The sequence below is a fragment of the Paenisporosarcina macmurdoensis genome, assembly GCF_042658845.1.
Lineage (GTDB): Bacteria > Bacillota > Bacilli > Bacillales_A > Planococcaceae > Paenisporosarcina > Paenisporosarcina macmurdoensis.
On record NZ_JBHSRI010000003.1, the window covers coordinates 46936 to 64404 of the forward strand.

A 17469-nucleotide genomic window follows, 5' to 3' on the forward strand; every position below is an offset into this window, starting at 1 on the left:
ATATTTTTAAAAAACACCAACTGCGCAATCGCTCAGTTGGTGTTTTCGTGTTAATTGATTTTTGTAATTAAAATGGGTTCGCCTTTTGTGACGATGACTGTATGCTCAATTTGTGCGACCAGAGATTTGTCTGGCGTTAAAAATGTCCAGCCGTCTCCAGATTCCACGATATGTTCCGCTTTTTCAGAAATAAACGGCTCTACTGCTAAAACCATTCCTTCTTTCAAAATAGTTGGTTCCCAAGCATCATAATAATTCAGAATATGTTGGGGCGCTTCATGAAGAGATTTACCAATCCCATGACCTGTTAAGTTCATGATGACTGTATAGCCATTAAGTTTAGCTTCGCGTTCAACAGCTTTACCGATTTGGTTTAAGCGTGCACCTGCTTTTACTTTTAACATCGCTCGATCAAAAGAGCTTTCTGCGACTTCACAAAGTTTTTCTATTTTCTTATGGCCTTCACCAACAGCGAATGAAATGCCTGTATCTGCAAAATAGCCATTAAGAGATCCAGAAACATCAATGTTGACGAGGTCACCATCTTTTATTATGCGTGAACCTGGTATTCCGTGCGCAACTTCTTCGTTTACACTAATGCAAGTGAAACCAGGAAAATCATACTCCCCTTTAGGACCTGAGATTGCTCCTGTTTCTTCAAACATACGTCCGCCAAGTTCATCAATTTCTTTTGTTGTCACACCGGGTTTCGTTGCTGCACGCATTGCGTCGCGAATCTCAGCAACGATTCTGCCTATTGTTTTTAACGACTCAAAGTCTTCAGTTGTTTTTGCAATCATATTCTTAAAATCCTTCTTTCTCAAAATATATATCCCATACTATACCATAAGAAAAGATGCTTTCCCATATGCCAGGACCATTCTGAACATTCAGGAAATCAATCTACTAGGTTGATTTATTTTATATACATTTTAACTCTTGTCTTTTAAGAGTATTAGATGATTTTCAAACGCCAGAAGACGCTTTCCGACCATTCAAGTCAGTTTATGTCCACTTGTTATCAAATGTACATGATAGCCAGTGAGCAACGCGTTACACCGTTTTATTTGGTTCAAGTAATCGTGGGGCAGCTAAGAAAAGTAATGAGCACACGAAAGCACTCAATAGAAATACTGGGATCATGTAAGTTGCATTATAAATAGTCGAGTACATAAATACATTAGCATCTTCAGCATACATGCCAAAGAAGAAAATACCGGTTATAACATGAATAACATAACGCAAGAACGAACCAATAAATACAGCAGAAACAATCGTGACTATCAATTTTCCACGTTTATTCTGTTGTGCATATTTAAAGTATTGTGATCGCACCAATCCTGCGAATCCAACTACACCATAAGCAATTAAATAATCTAGAATGACTTGCATAACTACAAAATTAAATGACAACGGGGTCACTGATATTAATCCTGAAACAATTTGCAACAGGCCAACTAGCAACCCAGTTATAACGCCGGCTAATGCCCCTCTGCGGAACGCCATTAAAACAATTGGAATCATCACTAAACTGACAGATCCCCCTTGCGGCATTTTAAAAGCAACAAAATCCAATACAAACCCCAACGCAGCAAAAATCGCAATCTCTACTAGCAGTAAAACTTTTTGATTTCTCATCTTTCTTCCTCCTTTTGCGATGTACTGCAAATCGCATGTCAGGGTGAAAAAAACCACAAAAAAACGACCTCAAGGACAGAGCCTGACGTCGTTGGAGTCGGTTTCTATCCACATCCCTGCGCAAGCATTAACTTACAGGTTCTAAGGGTTAGAACTTTTCTCGTTCACTCTCAGCCATTACAGGCTCCCCTTGTGGTACTTAACATCTAATTTTCATATTACGGGTTAATTGTACAGAAAGTGGGGAAAAGAAGCAAGAGGGTTCAGTAGTACTGTGACTTCTAGAGTCTCTATCAGTATACTGAGTATATAAAATTCAATAAGGATGTGAAGGTACATGATCGAATTGTTGAAAAATTTAGTAGCAATTAAAAGTGATACTGAGGATGGTGCAAATGAGGCACTTCGCTTTTGTTCTACATGGTTGGATCGTCATGAAATCACACATGAAATTATAGAGAATGAAGGACGATTAATGATTCACGCAGAAATAGGACAAGGTCCAACTACCATCGTTTGGAATGGCCATGTAGATGTAGTTCCTGGAAAAATCGAGCAATTTAATCCAGTTATTGATGGCGATCGCCTTTATGGTCGTGGATCAGCGGATATGAAAGCTGGCGTTGCAGCAATGATGGAAGCTTTTCGTCGCATTTCTTCAGCTAAAGAACAATTAAAACAGCGGATTGTTTTGCATATTGTAACGGATGAAGAAACAGGTGGAAGAAAAACATCAGGTCATCTCGTTGAGATTGGACGCTCGGGTGATTTTGTCATATGTGGAGAGCCCACACGTTTAAAACTAAGTGTGCAATCTAAAGGAATTTTACATGCTACTGTAACACTTTTCGGAAAGGCAGCACATGGATCCCGTCCTTGGGAAGGTACGAATGCTATTGAAGCTTCTTATGTGTTCCATGAGAAGTTAAAAACATTGCCATTCACTAAAGCAAGCAATGAATATTATGAATATCCTTCAATCAATTTGGCTAAAATTCAAGCAGGTGACCGTTATAATGTTGTACCAGATCAATGTGAAGTCAATTACGATATCCGTTTTGTACCAGGTCAAAATTGGGAAGATATTATCGAAGAAATGACGGAGCTTGCCCAATCAATTAATCCTAAAAATATCGTGAAACCTGGAGGTAAAACACCAGCAATTACGACAACTGAAGATAATCCTTTTGTTCAATCACTTGCAGTTGTAACAGCTGAAGTAACACAAAAAGATGCCGTGTTATTTGGACAGCATGGAGCCGCAGATACTCGCTATTATGCGAAGACGGGTGCTGGTGCTATTGAATTCGGCCCAAGTGGTGACGATTGGCACGGTCCTGGCGAATACGTGTTACTATCCTCTGTGGAACAATATGCAGATATTCTAACAAAACATGCATTAAGATGAAACCATTTGCATGGTGCACCGTATTAGTAGGTACTATCGTTTAGAGGAGGAGTAATTTTGGATAATCGCCGTGTATTATCCGCTTTATGTTATTTCAGTGTTTTATTTGCTCCATTTTTATTACCACTAATTGTGTACTTTATTTCACCTGATACTTTAGTAAAGCACCATGCAAAACGGTCTTTTTTATCACATTTGATTCCCGTCGCTTTAGGCGTTATAGGGTTTATTGTTTTAATGGTTAGTTCAGTAACCATGTATAGTACTATGGATTATTCGATTGCACCAACTGCGACTTCCTCTTTTGATTTCATGTCTGCAGGCATTCCTATATTGTTTATGTTGTTATATGGGATTTTGTCGATTGCTGTATTGATTTGGAACATTGTTCAAGGAATTAAAGTAATACAAGAGGTTTAGTAATTCTTACTTTCGGGAAATACACCACTATACAATAGTGATAGGAGCGATATATATGAAAATAGGTAACTTAGTTAAAACAGCTATAAAATTTGCACCAATCATTATTCCAATCGTGAAAAAAGTAATGGATAAGAAGAAAAATACGACAACTACTACTACTACAAACACCACATATCAAAACAAATAAAAAGTTGGAACTCATTCATTTGAGTTCCAACTTTTTATATGAGTGGTTTTAGTTCAGAAAAAGCTAAAAATTCTTCTTCTAATAAAGAAGATGGTAATATAGCTGAATCATCACTAGCTTTTGTAGTACCTTGTTTTTGTTGTTGCAAAATTTGCTCAAACGTTAGCGGATTTGCAACCGGTATTTCACTTGGTATTACTTGCATTGTACCTTTTGCATAGACATTGAAAAAACTGTTTGCCATTGCTCGGTAACCTTCTACATTTGGATGTACATCTGCCGGATTTGGTATTTTTCCAGTCGCACTATCTCCAAAAGCAGCGTCAACTGATACAAATTGCACCCCTGCCTCTTTTGCCACTTTTGCTAAGATTTCATTAAGTCGATTTAATTGTTTCGCTGTACCGGCCTTCTGGGAATCTCGTGCATGTGGATATGCAAAATAATAACCCATCACATACACTTGTGCTTTCGGTGCTATTTTTTTCAACTCACTAAGAATTTTCACCATGTTTTTTCGAACGCTGTTTAATGAGTAATCGGCTGGAATTTGTTGAAAGGTTAATGAACCTGACTTCACATCTGCTCTAATCAAACGTAGCAGATCATTTGCTCCCGCAGAAATCGTTATGACATTTGCATTTTGAAGCAAAGGCTTCGCTTCTTTAGACTGTACTCGCTCCAGCACATCAGTAGTTGTAAACCCTGGAAATGCTAAGTCTTTTGAATAAAAAGCCAGTGGTTGATTACGGCCAATTTCTTGAGCAATTAAATCACTATATCCAGTGTCAATTTCACGTGTTGGAGTTTGACCAGCGGCAAGAGAATCGCCAAGAGCTACATACGAAATAGGCCCAAAAACTTGAGCACTTGTTTGAAGTGGCACGAGAAATAAACCCATGACGACAAAAAGAATAGTTAATTGTTTTTTTATCATAACATCACCTCTTAAAATGCCCAGTTACCATGACGGAAAATAGCTTCAAGCGTTCCATCATGACGTTCACCATCAATATCCATCTCTCCGCTACCAATCATAAAATCTTCATGAGTCATGGAAGTGTTTAACCCCAGTGCTTGAAGTTGTGATTCTTCTAAATCACGCGCGCCTTCAACACAAGTAGGATACGCTTCACCAATTGCTAAATGGTTTGATGCATTTTCATCAAACAATGTATTGTAGAACAAAATTCCAGAAGAAGAAATAGGTGATTCATGAGGAACTAAAGCCAACTCACCGAGATAAGCTGAACCTTCGTCATTTTGAATCAATTGTTGCAGTAAATCATTTCCTTTTTCTGCTTGTGCCTTAATTATTTTACCGTTTTCAAATGTTAAGGTAAAACCATCAATAATATTTCCTTGATAAACAAATGGTTTTGTATTGCGAACATGCCCATTTACACCTAATTTCAAAGGTGCTGTATACACTTCTTCAGTTGGCATATTGGCAATAAATGCAGTTCTATTAGGAGTTCTGCTAGCACCAGTCATCCATAAATGTTTTTCTGGTAATTCAATTGTTAACTCAGTACCAGGTGCTTTATAAATAAGTTTTTTAAATCTCTTGTCATTTAATGCAGTAGCCCGTTTTTCTAATTCCCGAATATGTGACTTCCACTGTTCGACAGCATTGCCTTCACCGATGCGCACCGTTTTAAAAATGGCATCCCATAAAGCAGATACTTGCTTGTCCTTTGGTAGGTCCGGAAACACTTTTTGTGCCCACATTTTAGAGGGAATGGCGACAATTGACCATGAAATTTTATCTGACATGACGGAAGCTCGGTATTTTTCTAAAGCCCGTCCTGCTACTTTTTGTTGATCAGATATACGTTTTGCAGGAACACCTGCTAATAAATCAGGATCTTCAGCATCTATCCATAATAGCGATCCCTGTTGATCAATTAATTCTTCTCTTTGTGTAACCATCCATGCAGGAAATTCATGCATTTCAGAATCTGGTGCAAGGTCATAAAAAGCACGATTGGTCGGTCCATCCGAAAAATTAACATGAACACGTTTCGCACCTGCTTCGTAAGCCTTTTTAACAACTAACCGCGTAAAATCAAGAGTGTCTGTAGTCGTGTTAATCAACACGTACTGTCCAGGTTGGACGTTTATCCCAACACGTACAGCCAAATCAGCATATTCTGCTAATTTTTCTTCAAACGTCATTTCTTTTTCCCCCTTTGTAGCAAGGTTTTAGATGAACCCTCAATTAGTTGGCCTTGGTCCCATACTTTTTGAACAGGTTTTGAAGGTAATTCTTTCGTCCATTTTTTATAATTTTTTTCATCTGTGTACGTTAATAATGATAAAACTTCGCCATCAGCACCGGCACGACCTGTTCGGCCTGAACGATGCAAATATGGTTCAATCAAGTGTGGCACATCGACATGAATAACATGCGTTAAGCCTTCGATATCTAACCCACGCGCTGCGATGTCAGTAGCTATTAAGATACTCACTTCACCTTTACGGAAAGATGCCAATGCTTGCTTACGTTCTTCTTTTTTCATATCAGAGTGTAAAGCTACAATTTTAGCATCACGGAATTTCAACTTCGATTCTTTCATCAACAACTGATCTAGGTTGTTTACAAATGCTAAGCCTCGCATTCCTTTTACATGTGCTAGACGTCGCAGTAAATCAGTTTTGTCGCGTTCTTCTACTTTTACAAAGGAATGGACTACTTTCCCTTGCGCAGGCAACTCTTCATGAGTTACGTGAATACGAATAGGATCTTTCATCATGCGACTTGCAACTAACTCGATTTCTTCTGTAATGGTTGCAGATACGACTACGATTTGTCGGTCATGATTAGAACCATCAATAATCGCTTTTGCTATATTGCGGTGTTCTCTTGCTAATAACTGATCGCCTTCATCCAAAACAATATGTCGTAAATCATGAAGTTTCAGTTTTCTAGCTTTTACTAATTCATGTAATCGACCAGGCGTACCAACCACAATTGTCGGTTTTTTCTTTAGTTTCTCTAATTGACGAGCCATATTAGCTCCCCCAATTAATTGAGCAACTGTAATATCGGTTCCTTCCGTCCACTCACGCAGAACTTCGACAATTTGCATGGATAGTTCTTGTGAAGGAGCCACGATAATTGCTTGTGTTTTTTGAATCGTACCGTCTACTTGATTTAGGATAGGTAAAACATACGCTAATGTTTTTCCCGATCCAGTAGGTGATTGTGCGACAACGTCTTTCCCATCAAGCATGTGCGGGATTAGTTGTGTTTGAACAGGCATTTCATAGCTGAATTTCCATTTATTTTGAAGTTCGGGTTTTAAGTTTTCGATAAATGACATTGTTATTCCACCTTTATATATACATGCTCTTAGTGTACCATAAAACGCTATATTAAGCCTTTTTCTGCAGGGAAATGTCGTTTTTTCAAAAGAAAAACCGGGCCGTTCCTTTTAAGAAGAATAACCATAGTAGCCTGTTGATTTCCGCTACGGTGGACGCTTTTCACGGGCATGGCTTCAATCTCCTAATATAGATGGCAATTACGATTATAGGTTGGTTTAACTTAGAATCATTTATTCGTGTCTTAGCAAAAAGCAATTGATAGATTTTCTTGTTGGTTACTACTCACTTCATGGATTGTAGTGGAAAGCGTCCGACTGAAACGGAAATCAACACTTTTAATGAATCAATTTTTTTATCGAAAACACCTGAAACATTGGATTTATGGAACTAAAATTATATACGTTCTAGAAAGAAAAACTCTGTCCCAAAAAAGGGACAGAGCGTGGTTAATCATTTAATTCATAGCCACAAGCAAGAATTGCACTTTCAGCTAATACCATTAATGAATCAATATAAGTATCATCAAGATTCAACTCTTTTTTAACGATTGATAGTTCAGTGCATCCTAAAATAATTCGGTCGCAACCAAGTCCTTCAAGCTTATTAATAATTTGTTGCCATTTTAAAAAGTCTACAGACCGCCCTGCTTTTACATCATCATAAATGATAGACATGACCATTTCTTGTGTTTCCTCATCTGGCACAATTGGTTGGACACCAGCGTTTTGGCAGGCTAGCTGATAAACAGAAGTAGTCAAAGTACCCGTTGTTGCTAAAATACCGACTTTTTTCGCACCTATTTGCGCAGCTCGTTTTGCTGTCTCATTAATCATATGCAATACCTGCATATCCGCTCCCTGTTGAATCTCAGGATAAAAAGAGTGAGCGGTATTACACGGAACAGCTAATACTTCAGCACCAATAGATTTTAACTTAGCTGCATCTGCAATCATGACAGGAACAGGGTTAGCTTTCGAGCGATCCAAAATATATGTGGTGCGGTCAGGAATGCTTGTATTATTGGTAATTACCATATTGACATGTTGTTGATCGGTAAGGGCTTTTGTCCGTTTAACGATCATTTCACCAAGCAACATCGTTGCAAGCGGGCCAACCCCACCGATGATGCCTAACACTTTCTTTTTCATAACTTATGACAAACCTTTATTATTGAAGTATTTTTTATATTTGCGGTAATAATTTAAATTATTTAACATTAATTTTGCCCAGCGCTTCGGATTAAAATCTTCTTTATAAAATAAGTGATTCGTCACTTTCCCTTCAGAAATTAACTCTTTCGCTTGTTGTTTAAGCTGTTCGTTTTGTGCATATTTGAATAACACACCTTTTGGAATGATCATCCAAAGGTGCTTGTCTTTTGCATACGTTAACGTTTGAGGAATATTAAGCATGTGATCATCTGCTACATACTTCATCAAGTTATGACCACTCGCTGTAACATAGTAACTACTACGTCCATTTCTCAAGTTAATCTCAAATAACTTGTATTCACCATCACGCAAATCCAACTTCATATCAAAATTGGCAAAGCCGGTGTAGCCAATATCTTCTAAGAAGGAACGAACTCGGTCAAGCAAAGCTTCATCAAACGTATTAATAATAGCCGCATAGCTACCAATACCTTCTGGGGAATGCTCTTCTAAAATCGGATTCCCTAATGACATAAGTTTAACTTTTCCATCTTTCCCTACATACGCATTTAACACTCGCATATAAGAATCGTCTCCTGGAATAAATTCTTGAATCGTAAGATTATCTTTGTAAGATGATTTATAAATGGCATCGATAATCGCATTTTTTTCTGCTTCATCATGTGCAACAAATACTTTTTTCTTTCCAGGGAATGAGCAATTCCAATATTCTACTGAATTTGATGCTTTTATGATGATTGGATACATAAAATCTATTGTAAAAGAATCTTTGTTTCCAAAAGTACAGAGTGATGTTTTAGGATAAGCAAAGCCATATTGCTCACAAATATCATAGAAATTCTCTTTTAATACGATACGATCCATTAATTTCTCATCAATGTAAGGTACTGCAAAATGCTTTGATAATTGTTCTTTATTTTTAATAATTAATTTTGCATAATCGTCTCCACAAGCTAGGAGTAATAACTTTTTATCTGCATGTTGACTCGCCACTTTTTTAAGTGCCGGAACGAACACATCTTGTTCGTTTAAATGAGGAATAACTTGAAAATCCAAAATTTTGCTATCTTGGGTTGCTGATAAATTCATACGCCCTAAAACAAGGGGCTTCAGTCCGTAAGCTTCGTGAAAAGCGCGTGCCATTCCGTATGCATTCATATCAGAACCAAGCAATATAGGTAAAAACGAATGATTTACTGTCATCGTGATATCAACTCTCTTTTCCAAAAACATAGTATTTTTATTGTAACGATAATATATTTCTACGTATATTTCATCTTTTGTCTATTAGGTATGTGTTTCACAAGGTTGCCTATGTCCATATAAACTTGTATGTATATGGACCAACTAACCGTGTGGTGATTATTATTTTGAGTTCAAGTGTCTCAATGTGAAATTATATCATTTTTAGAGCGAAAGTTTAAGCAGGACTTTCAATCTGTTTTGCAGCTATCTCAAAAGAAAAGCGCAATTCGCCTTGTAGCTCGACACTGGTGCTGGAAGAACCGATGCGAAATATTTCTTTCGCCTGAGGGTCTAAAGCTTATGTGCGAGCTGGCGCATGGAGCTAGACATAGCTCCTCTATAATCAAAAGTGTAGCTCGAAAAAAACTTGTACTGTATATCTTAAAAAAAGAGCCAGAATAACAGGATCGCTCCCGTCACTCTGACGCATTTTTACTCTGTTTGTTCCATATGTTCTTTGATTAATTCATATAGTGATAGTTCATATAATTGTTTTCCTTCGACTTTAAAAACACCTTGTTGAACTAAATCGTCAATTACGTTCATTTTCTTTCCGTCCATTTTTGTTTCTATAAGTGGGATCATGATGATTAACTCCTTAACATTTTTACTCAAACGATGTTTACCCAGCTTGTTTAATGTTAAAACTTTTTTTGAAGTTAATTGGCAAAAACTTATAAAGAACATAGCCAATACAGGCACCTAATGTGTTAAGCCACAAATCATCCACATCACTACTGCGCATTTGAGGCAGTTGCAAGATTTCAATAATTAAGGATAGAAGAAATCCAATTCCAACCGTTCGCCACGCTCGATCAAACTTTTTCCATAACAACGGAAGAAGAAAACCAATGGGTATAAACATCACAATATTACCAACGAAATTAATTAAAAAAGGTTGCCACAAATTTAAATACCTGATGGCATTATAGGTCTCGGTTAATACACGAAAGGGTTCAAGATTTATGGCTTGATGATCCCCGTTAATTAGCTGTATTCCCCCACCTTGAACACTCACTGTTGGTAAAATAGTTTGTGATAACAATCCTGTAAGGAACATAAAAAATAATGTAATACCTAGTTCACGAGAAATTCTCGTTTTCTTTTTAGAATTAATTATTTGAAAGATACGGATGACTATTATAACAGGTAAAATTAATACCATATAAAAACCCATATCTTGTATATATCTCAGAATAGAATCCATATAGCACCTTTTTCTTTCATGTAGTCCCCTTATTCTAATCTTTATCCAATAATATTCATAACTAATTTTTGAGCTTTGAACCCAACTTTCACGTATTCACGAGTGCAAAGTTGGATATTCTGTTACTAGGCGAGTGTTAATCATATGGAAATAGGTGTTACCTATTCTATAATAAAATTGCTAGCATGATAATTAATCTATTATAGTTGCTAACCACTGATGAAAAGAAGCGTCTTGTATTGTAAGCCAGAGCTTCAAGTACACAAGCTAATCTAGGAAGTGAGTGCATGAACGCCGGAGCGTACTCAAGTACGTGAGGATGTGAGTGAATGCAGTTGACGAAGAGATGAGCCGTGTATTGGAAGGCGAATACGAGGGTTTCAAGACACAAGCAGGTCGAGGAAGCAATTGAGCGAACACCGGAGCGTACTCAAGTACGTGAGGATGTGAGTGAATGCAGTTGACGAAGAGATGCGCCGTGTATTGGAAGCCGGAAGGAGTGGCAAAGAATGCGTTACCTATCCTCTATAGTAACACTACTTATTGTAGCCTATTTAACAAGTCCACTCTGGGAAAAGCCAGCCAGTGACTATGTTGACGTATCTTTTTTAGATGCGATTGACGCTCAAGTAAACAAAGGCTATGAATTATTAAAAGATCAACCTTTCATAGAAAACACAATAGATGATCTTTCAAATACATTAACAACGATTCCAGCAAAGCTGACCTTGAGGCCAACCGAAACCAGTTATGCACCTGTTACTCAAGTTGAAAAACCTACATTAGCTACACCTACTGATAGATTATTTTCGGTGCACAACATCCAAATTGGAGACAAAATGGATAGCGTCACTCAAGAACTTGGGAAAGCAAAAAGGATTACTACTAATGAATATGGCTCAGAGTGGCATACATTTCATACAGATTTTCAAAACTTTCTAATGGTTTCCTTTGATGACGCTTCTCGAGTAAATGCTTTATTTACAAATAACGATTTAATTGCTTCTTCATTTGACGTTAAGTTAAATAGCCAAAAATCAGTTGTTCAAGAAGCATTAGGAAAACCCGTAAAACAAATTCAAAAAGGCAATATCAATTACATTTTGAACGATGACGGTGAAATGGATACATTCTTAATTGAGAATGTATATGTGACTGTATTTTATGACGTTCATGAAAACGATACAGTAACTGCCATTCAAATCATATCGGACAGTTTGGAAAAACAAAAACCTGCTTTATATGGCGACACTAGTGAGGATTTACGAAGTGGTTTCGAGTTTCAGTTATTCGATTTAACGAATGCCGCTCGTGTGCACCATAAGGTTCCACCAGTGAGATGGGAATCCGCTATTCGTGACACCGCCTACAAACATAGTCTAGATATGGCGGATCAAAATTACTTTAGTCACACCAATTTAGATGGACAATCCCCATTTGATCGAATGACTATGGATAATATTAATTATTCAGTTGCCGGAGAAAATTTAGCTTACGGTCAGTCAAGTAGTATATTTGCACATGAAGGATTAATGAACTCTATTGGCCATCGTAAAAATTTGTTAAAACGAGACTTTACTTTACTCGGTGTTGGTGTCGCCTTTAACGAGGAAAACCAACCATACTATACCGAGAACTTTTACAAACCATAATGTTGAGTCCATCCAGTTGGTTGAGCATGAGAATTTCTTACCATACAGAGAAAAGGCAGTCCCCACAATAACTGGGAACTGCCTTTTTTCTATTAACTACCTACCGACCGTAGCATAATGCGAATCTTGATTTGAAAAAATCTTGTCATTTTTGTTTGACAGTTGAAAAGTAAATGTAAAAATTGAACCTACCCCGACTTTACTTTTCACGTGAACTGTACCTTTCATTGCCTTGACGATACTATTTGCCACCATTACCCCGAGACCCGTGCCTTTGTCTCCTTTCGTTGAATAGTATGGTTCGCCTAATCGTTCAATTTGTTCTTTCGTCATTCCAACACCTGTATCTTGGATCATAATGGTCACATGAGAAGCATTTGAATGCGTTGTTACGGATAAATCTCCACCATTCGGCATCGATTCAATCGCATTTTTAACAACATTAACAAAACATTGATGGAATTTTTGACGATCCCCTTCTATTAAACTAAGTGACGTATATTCGCTTTCAACTTTTACCGAGTTCTTATTCGCTGAAGGTTGGAGCAATTTCAGTATTTTGCCAAGCTCCTCTTGAACTTCAAAAACTTCTATTGAATCCATAGTAGGTTTGGAAAATGTTAAATAATCTTGTATAACTTTTTCAGCTGTTGCTAATTCTTCTTTCATTATGGAGAGGTACTGTTTCTGCTTTTTGACATCCAGTAAATCATCTTCTAAAAGTTGAAGAAACCCCATGGCAGATGTTAGTGGATTTCGAATCTCATGAGATATGGCTGCGCCCATTTGTTCAACGGCGTCCAATTTTTCTGCTTTAACTAATCGTTGTCGCAAAAGAACATTCTTTTCGATAACCTCCATGATATAAGAAATCATTGCAACTCCTAATGGCGGAACAAAAAGATAGGCAAACCATACATCTAGCGGATGATTTGGTGGTGCCATAATTTCGAGCCCGACTAATAAGAGGATACTTATCAGTAACGTGACACCAACCGAAAATAGTATTTTGAATTTAGCAGTACGTTTCATAAACCAAGGAGAAATGGCCCATATTAAATAGCTAAATAGTCCATAAAATCCGACTGCAATATAAAAACCAAAATCGATTCCATGAAACCCACGTATGACAATGATTAGTAGACCCAAAATCGGACTCAGCCCCATATAAAGGCCACCTATCATAAACGGAACAATCCGTAGATCCAACACTATTTCTTCATTTAATTCATATGAAAATACATAGCAAAGCACCAATGAACTGATAAAATATAATGTCGCCGTTCCTTTGTTTAATCGCTTAATACCAGATTTCTCTGCCCACATTAAAATAAAAAAGAGCAACACAATTAATAATGCTAGATTAAATAGGAAATGCATAGTTAGTAATTCCACTGTTTATCTTCTCCAATTCGTACTTATAGGTAAATATTAACTCTTGAATAAAGTTTATACAATCTTTCTTAAGAATTTTATTAATTGTTTTCTATATTCAGTCTATTCGTCATTACATTCGTACATTGGTATGTAAAAAAAACTACCTAAAGAGATTTACTTCTCTTTAGGCAGTTCATATATTAGCGCATAAATTGTCTTCAGTTAGATCTAGCAACCATCCCATGAATACTATCATCATGGCTTGCCACTGCAACTTGGTTTCTACCATTTGCTTTTGCAACATAAAGTGCTTCGTCAGCTTTTTGGAGTAACTGTTTAACATGAATATTCGGCGAAGTAGCAACTCCTGCTGATAATGTGATGGATATATTTAAATGATCTACGACAATTGGATGTGTTTCCGTTGTATAACGAATTCTTTCTATTACTCGCTGCACATCTTCTTTGGTGCATAAAGGAAGAATCACAACAAACTCTTCGCCACCATAACGTGAAATAATATCAACACTTCTAAGGTTATTTGAAATAATTTGACTCACTTTTTGCAACACAACATCTCCAACAATATGTCCATATTGATCATTCACTTTTTTGAAGTGATCAATGTCAATAAAAGCAATTGATAAAGGGGAATAATTCTTTTTCTTAGATGTATACATATCATAAAAATGCATGAAAGCACGTCTATTATATAGTTGAGTTAAGGGGTCTTTTCTCGATGAATTTAATAAATCAATTTTATACACATACTCATCACTTAAATCCTTAACCATCCACAAAAGAAAAATACTTAAAATAATATTAATAGGTAATGATGAAGGCACCATGATACTTAAATATTCGTCAATTGGCATCACACCAAGAAAGCCAATGGAAAAAGTATTGACGATATTCATGACAAATACAACCACAATCATTTTTGTGTACACCGGCCATGCCTTCGAAATCCAGTAGATCATCATTCCTACTACTGAAAGTATGATCAAAGTTATAAAACCAGCTATAGCTGCATCGCTAATGCCAAATGAAAAGCGAGTAAAGCCAATACCAATCCCAATCAATAATATATAAAGGGGGTTTCGAGTATACATGGTTGCAATGATAATAGGAATAAATCGCAAATCAAATATGACAGAATCATTCAGGTGAATCCCGAAGAACATCGAGCACCACCCACCTAAAATCGCAATCACAATAAGAGATAGCTCAATAAATTTTTTACCGGAATTCACTAAAATTTGTTTGTATAGAAACCCAGATAAATAAATAATTGTAATTAACACAGAAAAGTTAACTAAGTATTCCTTAATAAATAGCATGTCTCCCCCCCTTACTTTTTACTTTTAGAAAATCTAAAAAAATATCGTGTAAAGTTTAATAAGACTAATTTATCATAAAATAAAATCTTGTAAACAAATAATAAGTAAATTAATTCTAGCCAATACTCCTATACCCGATCAAATACATAGCAACACGAACTTATATATATTTTTTTGTACATGGTCAAGATTTTTTCTCAATAAATACTACTTTCAAATAATCTCCTTCTTTATATTCATCAATTGTTTTAAAGTCGTTTGGTAAATTAAACTCTTCAAGAATTGCATAACTTCCACCTGTTTGTTTAAATGCCTTCTCAATAAACCCTTTAAATTTCGTCATCCCAAACGTACTGCAGTTTGATGAAGCGACGATGACACCGTTTTTCTCAGTAATTGAAATAGCTTGCACTAACAAGTCAGGATAGTCTTTTCCTGCGCTAAATGTATGTTTTTTTGAACGTGCAAAACTTGGTGGATCTAAAATGACCAAATCAAATGTTAAATTTTTACGAACAGCGTATTTAAAGTAGTGAAAAACGTCTTCCACAATAATATCTTGTGCTTCAAAATCAATAGCATTTACACTAAATTGCTCAATTGTTTTACTTTTACTACGATTGGCTAAATCCACACTCGTCGTTTTGACAGCACCACCCAGTGCAGCTGCTACTGAAAAAGCACCCGTATAAGAAAACGTATTTAAAACATTTTTCCCATTTGAATACGAGTCACGGATCTTCTTACGTACATCTCGTTGATCTAAGAAAATACCTACCATAGCACCATCATTTAAATACACGGCAAAATTCATGTCGTTTTCTTTTACGAGTAAAGGCTCAGGTGCCTTCTCTCCTAAAATAAAATCATCATCTTCCATGTAAGTTCCTTGAGATGCAAATCGTTTCTTTTCATATAGACCTTTTACATTGACTATGTTTGTTAGTGCTGAAATTACCTCATTCTTAAACTGATAAATCCCTTCACTATACCAACTAATCACATAATAGCCCTCATAATAATCAAGCGTTAATCCTCCAACGCCATCCCCTTCTCCATTAAACACACGGAAAGCTGTTGTTTTTGAATCTTGATACAATGAAGAACGATGTTCAATAGCAAGCTTCAACTTCTTCTCAAAAAAGTGTATATCGAATGTTTCCTGTTGGTTTTGACTTAGTACCCATCCACGCCCTTTGTTTTGCTTGCCGTAGTACCCTTTGCCAAGAAAGTGATGGTTGTCATCGAATAACTCAATAATTGTGCCCTCAATGTTTACATCCTTTAAATTGATCACCGCTTCTTCCATAATTAGTGGATAGCCGGCTTTGATATTTTTCGCATAATTAGACTTCACTTTAAGTTGTATACTTTTTTTCATAAAATCACCCATTCATTTGTTTTTCTCTATTCTACCTCTGTTTTGACTGAAAATCATATGGATGCCAATTTTCATGCATATTTCATTTAGTGCTCCGTACTTTCTCCACTGTTAAAGCCATACAATGTAAGAATGTCTGTTTTTTATGAAAGGAGTTTATTGCCATGGCTATAAAGCCTCCACAACTGAAAGCTGGCGACACTATAGGAATTGTTGCGCTAGGTAGCCCGTTAAGTACTACCGTAATTAATCAAAGTATTACTACTTTAGAAAACATGGGATTCAGTGTGGTCGTTGGAGATCATGTATATGATTCTGTAGGATTTCTTGCGGGTACCCCTCAGCAACGCGCAGCCGATTTGATGAAAATGTTTGAAAATAAAGCAGTGTCTTGCATTTTACCAACTAGAGGCGGAGTTGGAGTGGCAGGGATTCTCCCATTCCTTGATTTCTCAGTGATCACTCAAAACCCCAAAATTGTTTCTGGCTACAGTGACATTACCGTCTTACTGAATGCGCTATATGAGTATTCAAATTTAATTACTTTCCAAAGCCTTTTATTACTAGATTTCAACCCTCAAACACCCGCTTACAATTTCAATCAATTTTTCGCTGCTACTTCTGCATTAACCGCACCTTTAGAAATTTATAATCCTCCTGAAATACCACTTGTGAACAAAGTAGCTGGAGATGTAACAGGTCCAGTTGTCGGCGGCAATCTAACTTCTTTTGTAGGGTCGCTAGGAACGCCATTTGAAATTAATACAGATGGCAAAATCTTATGTCTTGAAGAAACACATGAGCCAATAAACACCGTGTATCGCTATTTAAATCATTTGAAAATAGCTGGGAAATTTGACGATTGCATCGGAATATTGATGGGCGAATGCACCAATTGCGAGCCTGCCTATGGAGTCACTTATAATGAACTGATAGATGAATTTCTAGTTCCTTTAGGAAAACCGTTAATGAGTAATTTAGCCACAGCGCATGGCCGCTTTAAAGCTGCCATACCCATTGGAGCAAGCGTGAGGATGAATGTAACTGAACGTAAGTTAACAGTTACAGAATCATTGGTAAGTCCCTAAGTTAAACATTAAAAAACCGAT

Annotated in this window: 17 protein-coding genes and 1 riboswitch; of the genes, 5 read left to right on the top strand and 12 right to left on the bottom strand. The window is 36.7% G+C overall.

Translation table 11 applies throughout. From position 1 onward, the window contains the following. Positions 1–50: 50 nt before the first annotated feature. Together map and thiT are read right to left on the bottom strand one after the other, a co-directional pair. Positions 51–800: a type I methionyl aminopeptidase gene (gene map, locus ACFPYN_RS04160; protein WP_377732691.1), complete on the bottom strand. Its 750-nt coding sequence runs from the start codon at positions 798–800 to the stop codon at positions 51–53. A 253-nt stretch (positions 801–1053) separates the two neighbouring features. Next, entirely contained in the window at positions 1054–1638 is a 585-nt protein-coding gene (gene thiT, locus ACFPYN_RS04165) for an energy-coupled thiamine transporter ThiT (RefSeq protein ID WP_377732692.1), read from the bottom strand. Between the two features lie 96 nt (positions 1639–1734). Next, positions 1735–1839: riboswitch (TPP riboswitch) on the bottom strand. A 136-nt stretch (positions 1840–1975) separates the two neighbouring features. On the opposite strand from thiT, the gene ACFPYN_RS04170 reads away from it, so the two are divergent. The 3 genes from ACFPYN_RS04170 to ACFPYN_RS04180 are packed head-to-tail and all read left to right on the top strand — an operon-like array spanning position 1976 to position 3656. Then, positions 1976–3046 (top strand): M20 family metallopeptidase, encoded by a 1071-nt coding sequence (locus ACFPYN_RS04170; RefSeq protein WP_377732693.1) that lies wholly within the window; start codon positions 1976–1978, stop codon positions 3044–3046. A gap of 57 nt (positions 3047–3103) precedes the next feature. Continuing rightward, on the top strand, positions 3104–3466 hold the full coding sequence (locus ACFPYN_RS04175) for a DUF4870 domain-containing protein (RefSeq protein ID WP_377732694.1): 363 nt from the start codon (positions 3104–3106) through the stop codon (positions 3464–3466). Positions 3467–3521: 55 nt separating this feature from the next. Next, a complete protein-coding gene (locus ACFPYN_RS04180) occupies positions 3522–3656 on the top strand; it encodes a hypothetical protein (RefSeq protein ID WP_377732695.1) in 135 nt (44 codons plus the stop codon). 34 nt (positions 3657–3690) lie between these two features. Here the strand turns inward: ACFPYN_RS04180 and ACFPYN_RS04185 are convergent, their stop codons facing one another. The 7 genes from ACFPYN_RS04185 to ACFPYN_RS04215 form a co-directional block, all read right to left on the bottom strand. After that, a complete protein-coding gene (locus ACFPYN_RS04185) occupies positions 3691–4593 on the bottom strand; it encodes an SGNH/GDSL hydrolase family protein (protein ID WP_377732696.1) in 903 nt (300 codons plus the stop codon). Positions 4594–4604: 11 nt separating this feature from the next. After that, positions 4605–5834: an aminopeptidase gene (locus ACFPYN_RS04190; RefSeq protein ID WP_377732697.1), complete on the bottom strand. Its 1230-nt coding sequence runs from the start codon at positions 5832–5834 to the stop codon at positions 4605–4607. Then, a complete protein-coding gene (locus ACFPYN_RS04195) occupies positions 5831–6982 on the bottom strand; it encodes a DEAD/DEAH box helicase (RefSeq protein ID WP_377732698.1) in 1152 nt (383 codons plus the stop codon). Before ACFPYN_RS04195 ends, ACFPYN_RS04190 begins: the two co-directional genes overlap by 4 nt. Before the next feature lie 450 nt (positions 6983–7432). Further along, positions 7433–8134 carry an aspartate/glutamate racemase family protein gene (locus ACFPYN_RS04200; RefSeq protein WP_377732699.1) on the bottom strand — a complete coding sequence of 234 codons (702 nt, stop codon included), beginning with the start codon at positions 8132–8134 and terminating at the stop codon, positions 7433–7435. A gap of 3 nt (positions 8135–8137) precedes the next feature. Further along, the gene (locus tag ACFPYN_RS04205; protein ID WP_377732700.1) at positions 8138–9361 is read right to left on the bottom strand and encodes a carboxylate--amine ligase; all 1224 of its coding nucleotides are present in this window, start codon (positions 9359–9361) and stop codon (positions 8138–8140) included. A gap of 474 nt (positions 9362–9835) precedes the next feature. Then, positions 9836–9988, bottom strand: coding sequence for a Fur-regulated basic protein FbpA (locus tag ACFPYN_RS04210; protein ID WP_377732701.1), 153 nt, complete (start codon positions 9986–9988; stop codon positions 9836–9838). A 37-nt stretch (positions 9989–10025) separates the two neighbouring features. Further along, positions 10026–10568, bottom strand: coding sequence for a VanZ family protein (locus ACFPYN_RS04215; protein WP_377732702.1), 543 nt, complete (start codon positions 10566–10568; stop codon positions 10026–10028). 551 nt (positions 10569–11119) lie between these two features. Between ACFPYN_RS04215 and ACFPYN_RS04220 the strand changes: the two genes are divergently transcribed. Continuing rightward, entirely contained in the window at positions 11120–12262 is a 1143-nt protein-coding gene (locus tag ACFPYN_RS04220) for a CAP domain-containing protein (RefSeq protein WP_377732703.1), read from the top strand. A gap of 96 nt (positions 12263–12358) precedes the next feature. Here the strand turns inward: ACFPYN_RS04220 and ACFPYN_RS04225 are convergent, their stop codons facing one another. The 3 genes from ACFPYN_RS04225 to ACFPYN_RS04235 all read right to left on the bottom strand — a co-directional run bounded on the left by ACFPYN_RS04225 (position 12359) and on the right by ACFPYN_RS04235 (position 16360). Beyond that, positions 12359–13657 (bottom strand): ATP-binding protein, encoded by a 1299-nt coding sequence (locus ACFPYN_RS04225; protein ID WP_377732704.1) that lies wholly within the window; start codon positions 13655–13657, stop codon positions 12359–12361. Positions 13658–13857: 200 nt separating this feature from the next. Continuing rightward, on the bottom strand, positions 13858–14979 hold the full coding sequence (locus ACFPYN_RS04230; RefSeq protein WP_377732706.1) for a diguanylate cyclase: 1122 nt from the start codon (positions 14977–14979) through the stop codon (positions 13858–13860). A gap of 184 nt (positions 14980–15163) precedes the next feature. Continuing rightward, positions 15164–16360 carry a class I SAM-dependent rRNA methyltransferase gene (locus tag ACFPYN_RS04235; protein ID WP_377732707.1) on the bottom strand — a complete coding sequence of 399 codons (1197 nt, stop codon included), beginning with the start codon at positions 16358–16360 and terminating at the stop codon, positions 15164–15166. A gap of 164 nt (positions 16361–16524) precedes the next feature. Here ACFPYN_RS04235 and ACFPYN_RS04240 point away from each other — a divergent pair, with 164 nt between their 5' ends. Beyond that, complete coding sequence (locus tag ACFPYN_RS04240; protein WP_377732708.1) at positions 16525–17448, top strand: S66 peptidase family protein; 924 nt, start codon at positions 16525–16527, stop codon at positions 17446–17448. The last annotated feature ends 21 nt before the right edge of the window (positions 17449–17469 follow it).